The organism is Arthrobacter sp. P1_B11 (genome assembly GCF_056406715.1).
On the sequence record NZ_JBFTZQ010000004.1, the window covers coordinates 176,682 to 190,959 of the forward strand.

General features: G+C 67.3%; 8 protein-coding genes. 2 read left to right on the forward strand and 6 right to left on the reverse strand.

The window, feature by feature from the left end; genetic code table 11:
- Window positions 1-26 precede the first annotated feature (26 nt).
- Window positions 27-2,717 (reverse strand): bifunctional acetate--CoA ligase family protein/GNAT family N-acetyltransferase, encoded by a 2,691-nt coding sequence (locus AC1D14_RS05375; RefSeq protein ID WP_230116756.1) that lies wholly within the window; start codon window positions 2,715-2,717, stop codon window positions 27-29.
- Between the two features lie 55 nt (window positions 2,718-2,772).
- Here AC1D14_RS05375 and AC1D14_RS05380 point away from each other — a divergent pair, with 55 nt between their 5' ends.
- Together AC1D14_RS05380 and AC1D14_RS05385 are read left to right on the forward strand one after the other, a co-directional pair.
- Window positions 2,773-5,286, forward strand: a complete 2,514-nt coding sequence (locus tag AC1D14_RS05380; protein WP_476968173.1) for a DNA gyrase/topoisomerase IV subunit A — start codon at window positions 2,773-2,775, stop codon at window positions 5,284-5,286.
- Between the two features lie 30 nt (window positions 5,287-5,316).
- Window positions 5,317-5,835, forward strand: a complete 519-nt coding sequence (locus tag AC1D14_RS05385) for a DinB family protein (RefSeq protein ID WP_476968174.1) — start codon at window positions 5,317-5,319, stop codon at window positions 5,833-5,835.
- A gap of 47 nt (window positions 5,836-5,882) precedes the next feature.
- On the opposite strand, the gene AC1D14_RS05390 is transcribed toward AC1D14_RS05385, so the two are convergent.
- From AC1D14_RS05390 to AC1D14_RS05410, 5 genes are read right to left on the reverse strand one after another with little or no spacing between them, the layout of a single operon-like run.
- Entirely contained in the window at window positions 5,883-6,896 is a 1,014-nt protein-coding gene (locus AC1D14_RS05390) for an alpha/beta fold hydrolase (RefSeq protein ID WP_476968175.1), read from the reverse strand.
- A gap of 7 nt (window positions 6,897-6,903) precedes the next feature.
- Window positions 6,904-7,908, reverse strand: a complete 1,005-nt coding sequence (locus AC1D14_RS05395; RefSeq protein ID WP_476881119.1) for a GNAT family N-acetyltransferase — start codon at window positions 7,906-7,908, stop codon at window positions 6,904-6,906.
- Window positions 7,909-7,917: 9 nt separating this feature from the next.
- The gene (gene cydD, locus AC1D14_RS05400) at window positions 7,918-11,385 is read right to left on the reverse strand and encodes a thiol reductant ABC exporter subunit CydD (RefSeq protein WP_476968176.1); all 3,468 of its coding nucleotides are present in this window, start codon (window positions 11,383-11,385) and stop codon (window positions 7,918-7,920) included.
- A 6-nt stretch (window positions 11,386-11,391) separates the two neighbouring features.
- Entirely contained in the window at window positions 11,392-12,441 is a 1,050-nt protein-coding gene (cydB, locus tag AC1D14_RS05405) for a cytochrome d ubiquinol oxidase subunit II (protein ID WP_230116762.1), read from the reverse strand.
- A gap of 18 nt (window positions 12,442-12,459) precedes the next feature.
- Window positions 12,460-14,055, reverse strand: coding sequence for a cytochrome ubiquinol oxidase subunit I (locus tag AC1D14_RS05410; RefSeq protein WP_476968177.1), 1,596 nt, complete (start codon window positions 14,053-14,055; stop codon window positions 12,460-12,462).
- Window positions 14,056-14,278 lie beyond the last annotated feature (223 nt).

Here is a 14,278-nt window from a genome sequence, read left to right on the forward strand (position 1 = left end):
TCGGCTTGGCACATGCTAACCCGGGGTCAGCTGCTCATGGCACGGCGGGCACTGTCCGTGCGCTGGGCAGCGTTGCCGATCCGGACGTCCGCGCCCAGTATGAAGGCGCCCCGCGGTGTGGCCAGGACCGGGTTGAACTCCACAAGGGCAATTTCCGGATGGGTGTCCTTGAGCCGGGAAAGACGCGCGGCGAGGTCTTCAAGCGCGGCAACGTCGACGGCCGGAAGCCCCTGGTAGCCGAAGAGCTTGCGGGACGCCCTGGGGCTCCGGATGAAGTCCCGGAGATCCGCACCGTACAGCGGCGGCACCCGGTGTGCCCAGTCGTCCAGCAGGTTGACGGCATCGCCCGCGAGCCCGAACGAGACAACCGGCCCCAGCAGCGGGTCCTCGATGGCGCGGAATGTGCAGGCCTGGCCCACCGGCGCCATTGTCTGCACCTCCAGCGACGAGGAACCGTAAGGCTCGAGTGCGCGCCGCATCTGCTGAATGTTCAGCCGGAGGGACTCTGGGTCCTGGATGTCCAGCCTCACGCCGCCAAGGTCGAGCCGGTGCCGCAGCATCGGATCGGTGGTCTTCAGCGCCACCGGCCAGCCCAGCCGGTCCGCGGCTTCTACGGCTTCCTCTGCCGTTTCGAATCCGGCGGAGGGCAACACCTCGACGCCGTAGTGCCCCAGCAGGCGCGCAGCGTCCGCCGGGGCAAGCTCCTTCAGCTGTTCGCCTTTGACATCCGTGAGCATCAGTTCCAGGTCGGCGTGGGCGGCTTCGGGGTCACAGCCCTCCGGGTCTGCGAAGAGCCCCTGGTCACGGTTCGCCCACTCGGCGTACCGCACCACCGCGGAGAGCGCGGCGACGGCCGCCCCCGGGTTTGAGTAGCACGGGACCGGTTCCGCCCGGGCATCCTCCCCCACCATGCCCTCCACATAGACAGAGGGGTCCAGAATGCCGGTGAACGCTGCCACCACGGGTTTACCGGCCTCGGCCGAACAGGCGGCGAGCGCGGCCGCGATCTTCTCCACTGTCAGGCCCCTTGCCGGCAGGAAAGCCACCACAGCCGCGTGCACGGCGTCCTGCGACAGGATCTCGCGCAGGCGGCCCTGCAGGGCAGGCAGCGCACGCGACATGCCGGTGTCAAGATCCAGGTCGGCCGCGATCTCTTCCACGCCGAGGCCGTGGGCCGCCGCACTGTCCGCCACCACCTTTCCCAGCGCCTTGGAGTTGCTGAAGACCGCGACGCCGGCACCCTTGGGGAGCGGCTGGGCGGAGACAATCTGCGCAACATCCATGAGCTGTTCGATGGTCTCCACGCGGATGACGCCGGCCTGGCGCATCATGGCGTCCACGGCGCCGGCGGGCGCCTGCGTGGTGCGCACCGCATGCCCGGGAGGCAGCTGCAGGCCCATGGAGCTGGACTTGGCAACGATGACGGGCTTGATGCGGGCCAGACGGCGGGCCAGCCGCGAGAACTTGCGCGGGTTGCCGATCGACTCCAGGTACAGACCCACGGCGGTGGTATCGGCGTCGTCCTCCCAGTACTGCATCATGTCGTTGCCGGAGACATCTGCCCGGTTGCCGGCCGAGAGGAACGTGGAAATGCCGACGCGGCGGCGGCTGGACGCGGCATAGACGGCGACCCCGATCGCGGCGGACTGGCTGAAGAGGCCAAGGCCGCCGCGCCTGGCCAGGCTGGGGGCCATCGAGGCGTTCAACGACACCGCGGGATGCGTGTTCACCATGCCCAGCGATGCGGGGCCGATCACGCGCATGCCGTTGGCCCGGGCTTGCCGTACCAAAGCCTGCTGGCGCACCAGGCCGCGGTCGCCGTCCTCGGCAAACCCCGCCGACGCCACGACGATCCCCTTGACGCCGGCGGCCGCACACTCGTCCACCACTTTGGGGACTTCCTCGTAGGGCACGGCCACAATGGCGAGCTGCACGGGCCCGGGTACCTCCGAGAGGCTGCCGAAGGACAGCATCCCAGCGAGCTCCAGCGCTTCGGGGTTGATGGCATAGACCGGGCCGGTGAAGCCTGCCTCAATGATGTGTTCCAGCAGTTGGTACCCCACGGTGCCCCACTTGCGGCTGGCCCCGATGACCGCAACCGACGACGGCGCCAGCAGGTCCTGCACGCTCCTCGCCTCCGCACGGTGTTCCCGGGCTTCCATCACCGCCCGCGACTTGTCGGTGGGATCGATGTTGAACTCCAGGCTGACGACTCCGTCGTCAAAATGGCGTTTGACGTCATAGCCTGCGTCGGAAAAGACCATCAGCATTTTTCGGTTCTCCGGCAGAACCTCCGCGGCGAACCTCCGGATTCCGTTTTCGCGGGCGGCGGCTGCCAGGTGCTCGAGCAGGATGGAGCCGATGCCGCGGCCCTGGTGGGCATCGGCGATGTTGAAGGCCACCTCGGCTTCGGCCGGATCGTCGAGCCGGTCGTAGCGGCCGATCCCGATGATTTCCCCGCCGATGGTGATCACGAATGCCACCCGGTTGCGGTAGTCGACCTCCGTGAACCGCTTGAGCTCCTTGCTCGAGAGCCGGGCCTTGAACGCGAAGAACCGCATGTAGATTGAGTTCTGCGACTGTCCGGCATGAAAGGCTTGAACGGCGTCAGCATCCGAGGGATGAATGGGCCGCAAGTGTGCCGTCCCGCCGTCCCGCAGGACGACATCGGCTTCCCAATATTCCGGATATACGCCGTCCCCGGGCTGATCCACCATAGGCTTAGCCTAGCTAAGACTCCCGAAGTGCACCCCAAAAGGATTTACCAGCCCCATGGCCCGCCGCCAGACTTCAGCCCCGTCAGGGGAAACCGCCCAGGACTACACCGAAAACATCGTAGACATTGACGTCACTTCCGAGATGGAAGGCTCCTTCCTGGAGTATGCCTACTCAGTCATCTACTCCCGGGCACTGCCCGATGCCCGCGACGGCCTCAAACCGGTCCAGCGGCGCATTCTGTACATGATGAGCGACATGGGCCTGCGGCCGGACCGCGGCCACGTCAAGAGCGCCCGTGTGGTGGGCGAGGTCATGGGCAAGCTCCACCCGCACGGCGACACCGCCATCTACGATGCGATGGTCCGGATGGCCCAGGATTTCTCGCTGCGGCTTCCGCTCATCGACGGACACGGCAACTTCGGGTCGCTCGACGACGGCCCTGCGGCGCCGCGCTACACGGAGGCCCGCCTCGCGGCGGCGGCCCTGACGCTGACCGACCACCTCGATGAAGACGTGGTGGACTTTGTCCCGAACTATGACAACCAGCTCACCCAGCCGGATGTCCTGCCGGCCGCGTTCCCCAACCTGCTGGTCAACGGCGCCACGGGCATTGCTGTGGGCATGGCCACCAACATGGCGCCGCACAACCTCGTGGAGGTCATCTCCGCTGCCCGGCACCTGATCGCCAACCCGGACGCCACCCTGGAAGACATCATGAGGTTCATCCCGGGTCCCGATCTCCCCACGGGCGGCCGGATCGTGGGCCTGGACGGCATCCGGGACGCGTACGCCACCGGCCGCGGATCCTTCAAGACCCGCGCCAAGGTGGAGGTGGAGCAGCTGTCTGCCCGGCGGACGGGCATCGTCGTGACCGAACTCCCCTACATGGTGGGCCCGGAGAAGGTGATCGAGAAGATCAAGGACGCCGTCAACGGCAAGAAGCTTGCCGGAATCAGCGACATCATTGACCTCACCGACCGCAAGCACGGCCTGCGCCTGGTGATCGAGCTGAAAAATGGTTTCAACCCAAACGCGGTGCTCCAGCAGCTCTACCGGTACTCGCCCATGGAAGATTCCTTCGGCATCAACAACGTCACTTTGGTGGACGGGCAGCCGCAGACCCTGGGCCTGCTGAAACTGCTGACGGTCTATGTCGACCACCGCCTCAACGTGGTCCGCCGCCGGACCGCGTTCCGGCTGGGCAAGAAGAAGGACCGCCTGCACCTGGTGGAGGGCCTCCTGATTGCCATCGTGGACATCGATGAAGTCATCCAGATCATCCGGTCCTCGGATGAGGCGTCAGCGGCGAGGGAGCGCCTGATGTCCATCTACGACCTCTCCGAGGTCCAGGCCAACTACATCCTGGAACTCCGGCTGCGCCAGCTGACCAAGTACTCCCGGATCGAACTCGAGAAGGAGCAGGACCAGCTCCGCCGCGAGATCGAGGACCTCGAAGCCATTCTTGGTTCCGACGCGCTGCTGCGTGAACTGGTTTCCGGGGAACTCGCGGAAATTGCGGAGAAATACGGCACTCCCCGGCGCACGGTATTGCTGGAATCCGAGGCCGTCTCCCCCACCGTCGCTGCGGCGGCCGCCCCCGGCGTCAAGGGCAAGGCCGCGCCGCTGGCCTTGGAGATAGCGGATGATCCCTGCTGGGCCATCCTTACGGCATCGGGCCAGATAGCCAGGACGTCCAACCAGGACAGCCTCGCGGAAGCCGGGCCGCGCTCCAAGCATGATGTGTTCCGCTCCGTCATCAAGACCTCGGCCCGGGGTGAGATCGCCGCAGTCACGTCGCAGGGGCGCATGCTGCGCATCCAGGTCATGGACATGCCCGTCCTCCCGCCGATGTCCGGCCTGCCGAACCTCGCCGGCGGCGTCCCGGCCAAGGACTTCATCACGCTGCTGAAGGGCGAAACACTCGTCGCTTTTGCGCCGCTGGATGAGGTCCTGGCCATCGGGACCGCGCAGGGGGTCATCAAGCGCGTGCAGCCTGACTACCCGCTGAACCGGGAAGACTGGGAGGTCATCGCGCTCAAGGACAAGGACGCAGTGGTGGGTGTGGCGCCCGCGGGTTCCGACGACGCCGACCTCGTGTTCCTGACGCGCCAGGCCCAGCTTTTGCGGTTCAACGCGGCAAGTGTCCGCCCCCAGGGGCGGACCGCCGGTGGCATGGCCGGCATCAAGCTTGCGTCCGGCGACCAGGTGATTTTCTTTGGTTCCGCCGCCCCCGGCGACGAGGCCGCCGTCGTCGTCACGATTTCCGGGACCGACGGCGCCCTGCCGGGCACGGCGCCGGGCGCCGCGAAGGTCACGGCGTTGTCCGAGTACCCGGCCAAGGGCAGGGCCACCGCCGGGGTCCGGGCACACCGGTTCCTGAAGGGCGAGGACACGCTGCTGCTGGCCTGGGCCGGCCACGGCCCGGCAAAGGCCTCGTCCTTGGCCGGGGTGGCCCGTTCCCTTCCCCAGGAACACGGGCGCCGGGACGGTTCCGGCATTCCGCTCTCGCAGGCTGTGGAGGCGATCGGGCCCAGCATGACGTGGCCTGAGGCGGAGCAGCCGGGCTGACCGCGCTGCCGGCGGGCCTAGACTACTGCCATGCCTATCATCCCGGATGAAAAAGACTGGACCTGGGTCCTCTCCCGCCCGTGCAGCGAATGCGGCTTCGACGCCTCGACGGTCACGCCGTCCACGCTGCCTGGCAGCGTGGAAAACATGCTCCCCCGGTGGCGCGCTGTTCTGCGCCGTCCGGGCGCTGCTGAGCGCCCCGATGACAGCACCTGGTCGACCCTCGAATATGCCTGCCACGTACGCGATGTTTTCAGTCTCTTCGACCGGCGCCTGAACCTGATGCTCACCGATGACAACGCCCGCTTTGAAAACTGGGACCAGGACCGGACGGCCGTGGAGAGCGATTACGCCGGGTCAGATCCCGCCGCGGTCAGTGCCGAGCTGACGGCCGAGGGCGAACAGGTGGCCGCCTCCTTTGCCCGGGTCAGGGAATCCCAATGGGGCAGGACCGGGCTCCGCAGCAACGGTTCGGAATTCACGGTGCTGACGCTCGCGCAGTATTTCCTGCACGACGTTACCCACCACCTGTCGGATGTGGAGGGCTAGCCTGAATTAGGCCGGGCCTCCCGCTGGCCCTGCGCTTCGGGTATTGGTCAGTGATCTTTGGCGAGGAACGTGGTGATCAGTTCCGCCATGCGCTTGGACTGGGTCCAATGCAGGTAGTGTCCGCCGTCGAGCGTCACGATCTCGTGGCGCCTCACGTTGTTCAGCAGCTTTTCCGCAGCGCGCTGTTTGGTTTGTGTTTCGGGTGTCTTTTCGTCTGAGATGAAGGCAAGTACGGGCAGCCCATCGGGATACTTGACGCCCCTGAGGGCGGCAGCGTTGTTTCCGATTCGGGCCGTTTCGTCGACCACAGCTTGGTTCCCGAAGTTCCAGCTCTGCATCAGGCGCATCCGCTCCAGTTCGTCTGCCGTGTAGGCGTCGCCGTCGGGGTTGACAAGGCCGGGGGCCACTGAACCCACGATGCGGACCAGCCCCGTGACAGAGGGGATCCGTTCCCAACTGGCATCCTGCAGCGGCAGCTCGACGGGTCCGCTCTCCGCTTTCGGTATGGTGGCATCGATTCCGATCACCGCCGACACTTCCTTCGGGTAGCGGTTCGCGTAATCCAGCGTGTAGAAGCCGGCGATCGAGTGTCCTGCCAGGACATAGGGCCGCTTGATGTTGAGTTTGGTGAGCACCTCGTGGAGCTCCTTGCTGATGTTCTCGGTGCTGCGCTCCCGGGCGCTCATGTCGCTGTAGCCGTAGCCGAATCCCTCCACCACGGTGACGTCGAAGTTGCCAAGTTCCCGGATCAGGGGTGCGAAGTCGAGGGCGGGTGCCGCCGTCCCGAGGCCGCTGAGGAGAACGAGCGGTTGGCCGGTGTGTCCGTTCCGGTACACGTTGAGGGCGCCGCTGCTGATCTGGATTCTTTCGCCATACGCCGCGATGCTGGATTTCTCTGCCCGCTCAAAAAGCACGTTGGCTGCCGTCGAGGCGAGTCCCAACACCACGGCGATGAGTGCCACGATGCCGGTGACCCGCAACCAGCGCCTCGGCCTCTTGTAGCCGGCACCGGGCGCGGTAACTGCCGGCGGCCTGGCAGTTCTGTGAGGAAATATGCGCATGACGGGCCTAGAGAACCTTGTCCCACGCCAGGCTTCTGTTGACCGGCTGGTAGCCCATCTTGAGGTACAGTGCCAGCGCTCCCGTGGGATTTTCGGAGTCGACATCCAGTGACGCCACGTCGAGCCCAGCCGCAGCGAACCGCCGCATCGCATCCGCCAGCAGCGCGCGTGCAATGCCGCGGCCGCGGAATTTCCGGCGCACGCCGAGCAGATCGGTGTAACCCTCGCTGAACCCGCGCGTCACGGCACTTTCCTGGTCATGGGCGGCCAGCTGGTAGCCCGCCACCTTGCCGGTGCTGCGTTCCAGCACCACGGCGCTGAGGTCGGGGCGGGCCTGCGGGTCGTTGACGACATATCCCCAGGATTCTTCGTCCTTGGGTTCGCTGCCCCAATGGTCGCGGAAAGCGTCGTTGTGCGCGAGCCGTACGGCTTCGCTGAGTTCGGGATCCATGGTCACGAGCTCAAGGTCCGGGCCGAGGACCGCCTCCGGCAATGGCGGGGTCAGCGGCCGGTGCATCTCGTTGAAGTAGCGGACCACCTCGTAACCGCGCGCGGTGAAGAGCGCCGCCTGGTGCTCGTGCTGCTGCTCGTTGTGGATCCGCAGCCTGGCTGTGACGCGGCCGCCCACGGCGACGTCCTCCAAAAAGCGCTGCCACGCCCTGGCCTCAAGCCACCCGAGCAGCGCAGAGCCGACGCCGCGTCGCTGCCACCGCGGATCCACGCAGCCGAAGCCGTACGACTTATCGCTGGACGTGTTCTTGGTAATGCGCGCGTACGCCCGTGGAACACCCTCCGGATCAAATCCCAGCACGGTGTTGTCCTCCGGCGGATTCTTCCGGGACTCCATGAGCTGCTCGAGGTCCGGCCGGTGCTCAAACCACACCGGTTTCTCGACTGCCGCCGTCCGGGCGATGAGCGCCGCCCACGCATCAAGGTCCCGGGCCCCGGCGCTCCTCCACCGCAGCCCTGGAAAGTCAACGGTGCAGCCGGCGGCTACGTCTGATCGCGTCATGGGAACAGGCTAGCCGGACGCCAGCGACGGCGCCATCACCTCAGCATCGGTGGAATTGCCGCTCTGGCGAAGGGCCAGGAGTGCGTCCCCGGGACTGATGTCGGCGGGGTTGTGTGTCACCAGCACCACCGTGCGGGAACGGAGCCCGGCGCGGAGGTCAGCCATCAGCGCACGGCCGGATTCGGCGTCGAGGTGGGCCGTGGGCTCATCCAGCAGGATTACCTCGGCTTTGGTCATCAGGGTGCGGGCCACGGCCAGCCGCTGCCGTTCGCCGCCGCTGAGAAACGCGCCACCCGGTCCGATCCTGGTGTCGAGGCCGGCGTCCAGCCGGCCCAGCAGCGGGTCCAGGCCCACTGCCGCGACCGCCTCGCGCATGTCCCGTTCGGCGTCAGCCGCCGAGACTTGCTTTTCCGGGCGTGCCAGCAACAGATTGCCCCTGATGGTCGAGTCGAAGAGGTGTGCCTCCTGAGGGCACCAGGCCGCGGCCCCCGTGACCGCGATGCTTCCTCCACGGGCCGGCAGGAAGCCGAGCATGACCGCCAGCAGCGTGGACTTGCCTGCCCCCGAGGGGCCGGTGACGGCCAGCCAGCGGCCAGGTTCCGCCGCTGCGGACAGGTCGCTGAACACGGGGGCACCGCCGGGCCACGCGGCCGACAGCCCGGCCAGTTCGATGCCCGGACGGCAGCCCGTGCGGGCGTCCGGCAGGACTAGTGCGTCCGTGTCCGGTCCCCCGGCACCGAGTACACCCGACTCGCTGACGCGGCGCAGCACCGCGCGCAGCGCCGGAAACTGGCGTACCGCCGTCGTCATGGCGGCAAAAGGTTCCACGAGCGCCAACTGCAGAAGAACCACGACGGCGACCGTGGGGGCCGCGGCGGCGCCCGCCAGGACCTGTGGTGCTGCCAGCACGGAGCCGGCAAGGGCCCCCGCGCCGCAGGCTGCCACCGTAATGGCCTGGCCGAGCCCCTCGGCCCATGCCGAGCGCTGGGAAGCGCGGGTTGCCGCGCGGTCCTCGGCGCGGATGTCGTGGAGCACCGGCGCTGCCGCACCGTTGGCGTGAAGTTCCGCCCGTGCGTCGAGGGCCGCCGCGACCCGGCGGAGGACCCCCGACCGGAGACGCTGTTCTGTGCCGGCCGACATCCGGTCGGCAAACAGCGCAGCCGCGGGCGCCACGACAAGGCTGACGGCCGCCGAGGCCAGGACCGCAGGCAGGGCAGCCGGCACCAGCCAGGCCGATGTGCCGGCCGCGACTGCGGCCACCGCCACGGCGGTAACGGGCGGAAGGACCACCCGCGGCAGCAGGTCCCGGACGGTGTCGACGTCGTCAATGACCACTCCGAGGACGTTGCCGCCCTGGAGCAGGCGCCGCAGTGACAGGGCCCGCCGGCTGAGGGACTCCCACAGCCGGCCGCGCAGCATGGTCAGTGACGCAAAGACCGCTTCATGGAGCACCAGCCGTTCGCAGTAGCGCAGGACGGCCCGGCCGATTCCGAAGAACCTGACGCCCACGATGGCCGAAAGCAGGTACAGGATGGGAGGCTGTTCGCTTGCCCTCAGGATCAGCCAGCCGGACAGCCCGGAGAGGGCAATGGCAAAGAGCGAAGCCAGGGTTCCCACGACTCCGGCTCCGGCGAACCTGCCGCGCACCGGCGCGAGCAACCTGGCCAGCAAACCGGCCGTCGGCGGCGCCGCAACAGGCGGCACCGTCTGCAGGTGCTGCGTGGACGCCGTCAGCTCCGTGGCAGGGATGGCCGGCGGCGTGTCCGTGCCGGTCCCGGCTCGCACCGGCGCGGGCGCCTCGATGGCGACGGCAGTTCCGGCGCGGGCCGCCGCGGTGTGGGAGTCCCCGGGGATGTCTGCAGAGCCGGCAAGCGGAACGATATGGTCCGCCAGCTCGCGCGTCTGCCGGTCGTGGGCTACGAGGATCACCGTCGCCCGGCCACGGAGGTGCCGGATGGCGTCGTGGACCACGTCGGCGGACGCCCGGTCCAGGTGCGCGGTGGGCTCGTCGAGCAGCAGCACGGTGGCCCCCGCTTCGATCCGGGCCAGGCCCCGGGCCAGCGCAACGCGGCGCAGTTCCCCGGGACTCAGTTCGGCGGCATGCTTACCTGCCAGGTGTGCCGCACCGGCTGCGGCGAGGCACCGCTGGACTGCGCCGGCCCGGTGGCCGTCATCCACGCGACTGCCCGTCAACGGGCGGGCTGACAGGTACAGCAGCATCTCCTCCCGCACCGTGTCCGCAACCATGACCGGGTGCTGTGGCACCCACGCCACCTCATTCGGGGAGAAGCCGTCGACAGTGCCGCTGACTTCGGTGCCGCCTCCCGAGCCGATGATGCCCGCGAGGACACCGAGAATGCTGCTCTTGCCCGCGCCGCTGGGGCCGTCCAGCGCCGTCACGCTGCCGGCCCGCGCGGAAAAGCTGACGGGCCCGACGGCGGTACCCTCCCTGCCGGCGTAACTGACGGAGAGTCTGCTGACTGTCAGGTCAATAAGCCGCTGCCGTCCCCCAGCCGCGGCAGGCCCGGGTTCGAGCCGCTGCTGCTCCGGTGAATCAAGCACCGCCGTGGTTTCGGCGAGGGCCGCGCGGCCGTCGTCGCTCGCATGGTGGGCCGTTCCCAGCTCCCGGAGCGGAAGATAGCAGTCAGGAGCCAGGATCAGCGCGAGGAGTCCGGCTTCCAGTGCCATCTCACCGTGTACCAGCCGCACGCCGATGAACACGGCGACCACCGCCACCGAAATCGTCGCGATCAGCTCGAGTGCCAGGGCAGAGAGGAACGCGGTCCGGAGTGTTCCCATGGTGCGGGACCGGTACTCCTCGGAGATGTCTTCAAGAGCCCGGCGCTGCGCCGAGGCCCGGCCCAGCCCAACCAGGACGGGCAGGCCTTTGGCCAGCTCCAGCATGTGCCCGGACAGCCGGGACAACGACGCCTGCGCGTCCCGCACTCTGTCTTCCGTGTAGCGGCCGATCAGCACCATGAACAGCGGCACGAGCGGCACCGTCAGCACAATCACCACCGCACTGACCCAGTCGGCAAAAAGGATCCGGGCGCCGAGCAGCAGCGGGATGGCCGCGCAGTTCACCAGAGCAGGAAGGAACTGCGTGTAGTAGCTGTCCAGGGCATCGAGGCCCCGGGTCGCCAGCACGGCCAGGCCGCCGTCCGCGGGGCCCGCAGACCGGACACCGTTCCGCAGGGCTTTCTCCAGGAGCTGCGAGCGGAGCTCCTCCTTGACGCCGAGGGCGGCCCGGCGGGAAGCGACACCCTGGGCCCAGACAGCAGCCGCCCGGAGGACAACACCGGCCAGTCCCCAGCCCAGCTGGTCAGCCCAGGCGGGATCCCGCACTATGAGGCCGGCCAGGACGGAGGCCACTGCCTGGCCCATGAGCACCAGCGCGAGGGCCTTCAACGCCGCGAGCAGGCCAAGACCGTAAAGGGCGGTGCGCGTTGAAGGGCCGCCGGGGAACTGCTGTTTCACGGGTCCTCAGTCGTTCCGGGCCAGGGCCTTGGCGGCGATCGCGGGAAGGAAGCTGTGCGCCTCCGGGATATGGGCGGCACTGACCCGGCGGCGGAACACCCAGTAGGTCCAAGCCTGGTAGGCGATCACCAGCGGGAGCCCGACGCACGCCACGATGCTCATCAGCCCCAGGGTGTAGTCCGAGGACGAGGCGTTGGTGACGGTGAGGCTGAACGCAGGATCGATAGTGGACGGAAGGACTACCGGGAACACGGCCCCGAAGATCGAAGCTGCTCCGCACAGCAGGAACACTCCGACGGCCAGGAAGGCCAGCCCTTCGTTGCCCTTTCGCCCCTGGAGCCAGGCGGTTGCCGCGGCACCCACGGCGACGGCGAGGATGGCCACGGTCCACAGCTCCCCGCTCAGGAGCTGCACGCTGATGGCCCAGCCGGCCATGGGAAGGAGCAGGACGGGAAGGAGCCGCACAAACCAGCGGCGGGCGCGGTGGCGGACGTCGCCGTCGGTCTTCAGTGCCAGGAACGCGAGGGCGTGCAGCAGGGCGAAGCCTGCCACCGCGAAGCCGCCGAGCAGCGCATACCCGCTGAACCAGGAGAAGGGGCCGCCGTCGCGGTCGCCGTTGCTGTTCAGAGGCAGGCCAGTGGTGGTCAGTGCCAGCGCCGCGCCGACCCCGAAGGCAGCGAGGAAGGACCCGCCGGCGATGGCCCAGTCCCAGGTGTTGCGCCACCGGTCGGTGTCCACCTTGCCCCGGTACTCGAAGGCAACGGCCCGGAAGATCAGTGCCACCAGGACGAGGAGCAGCGGCAGATAGAGGGCTGAGAACAGGGAGGCATACCAGAACGGGAAGGCGGCGAAGGTGGCGCCGCCCGCGGTCAGGAGCCAGACTTCATTCCCGTCCCACACTGGCCCGATCGTGTTGAGCAGCACCCGGCGCTCGGTGTTGTTGCGGGCGAAGAGCTTCATGAGCATCCCCACGCCGAGGTCGAAACCCTCAAGGAACAGGTAGCCGGTCCAAAGGACGGCGATGGCGATGAACCAGATCGTGGGCAGAAGTTCCATGGTCGGTATCCTCAGCTCTTAGTAGGCGAATGCCAGGACGTCGTCGGAGGATCCGGGCTTGCCGCCTGGACCGGGCGTGGCGTCCTCGTTTTCGTCGATGGGTGCGTGCACGAGTTCCGGCATGGCAGAAACGACGCCGCCGCGGATGTACTTGACGAGCAGTTTCACCTCTACAACCAGCAGCACGGCGTACACGGCCGTAAGGACAATGAGCGACGTCAGGAGTTCACCGGCGGAGACGCCCGGGGAGACCGCGGCGGCGGTGAACATGAACACTTGGTCAATTCCGTTGAGGTCAGGGTTGGGGGCGACGACGAACGGCTGGCGGCCCATCTCCGTGAAGATCCAGCCTGTCGCGTTGGCACCGAACGGGGCGAGGATTCCGAAAACTGCCAGGCGCATGAGCCAGCGCGACTCAGTGACGGTGCCCTTGCGGGTGAGCCACAATGCCACGAGTGCTGCCAAGGCTGCCAGCCCGCCGAAGCCGATCATGGCACGGAAGCCCCAGTAGGTGACCTCCATGACCGGAACGTACTGGATCTCCTGGCCGGCCCGTTCGCCGTAGATGGGGTTGTCCGGGAGCGTGGTGCCGTAGTCCGCCTTGTACTGTTCCAGCAGGCTGTTGACGCCCTTGACCTCGGTGGTGAAGTCCCCCTTGGCGAGGTACGAGAGTATGCCCGGGACCTCGATCACGGCTTTGATCTCATCGCAGTTCTTCGAGCCGAGGTTGCCCACGCTCAGCACGGAGAACCCGGTGCCGTCATGGCAGGCGGCTTCGGCGGCGGCCATTTTCATGGGCTGCTGCTCGAACATCAGCTTGCCCTGCAGGTCGCCGGTAAGGGCGGTGCCCGCGAAGGAGATCATGGCGACGACGGCCCCGATCCGCAGGGAGCGGATCCAGACGGTGTGGTCGGCACGGTCACGCCCGGCAATGGCCGCTTCGCCCGGGATCACGCGGCCGTCAGGCCCGACGGTGTCGATGCCGTCACGGCGGCGCCGCCAGAGGTGGTACCACGCAATGCCGAGCAGGAACCCGCCGGCCACGGCAAGGGCGCCGAAGAGGGTATGCGGGACGGCCACGAGGGCCGTGTTGTTGGTGAAGACGGCCCAGGCATCGGTCATGTGGGGCCTGCCGTCGACCATCCTCACGCCCACGGGGTGCTGCATCCAGCTGTTGGCCACGATGATGAAGTACGCCGAAAAGACGGAACCAATCACGGCGATCCAGAGGCAGGCCAGGTGCACGCCTTTCTTGAGCTGCTTCCAGCCGAAAATCCAGAGGCCCAGAAAGGTGGATTCGACGAAAAACGCGAGCAGTGCCTCGAGTGCCAGTGGTGCCCCGAAGACATCCCCCACAAAGCGGCTGTACTCGCTCCACGCCATGCCGAACTGGAACTCCTGGACGATTCCGGTGGCCACGCCCATGATGAAGTTGATGAGGAACAGCTTTCCCCAGAACTTGGTCATGCGCAGGTAGGCCGGGTTCTCCGTGCGGAACCAGATTGTCTGGATCACCGCCACGACGAGGCCCAGCCCGATCGTCAGTGGCACCATCATGAAGTGGTAGACGGTGGTGATGCCGAATTGCCAGCGTGCGATTTCCAAGGCTTCCAAGGCGGTCCCTACTTTTTTGCTAGGTCTCAAGCTCTCAAGCGCTGTTTTCTACGTAGCGTAGAACATCAACTTCTACAGAGTGTAGAACACTGCTCCGACGCTGTAAACATCGTTACACCGCCGCCGGCAGCCTGCAACGAGCAGCGGCGCGCCGGATGTTCTACCTCATGTAGAAAGAACGGCGCAAACGCGCTAGATTTGGAGGTGAAGAATCGTAATCGGA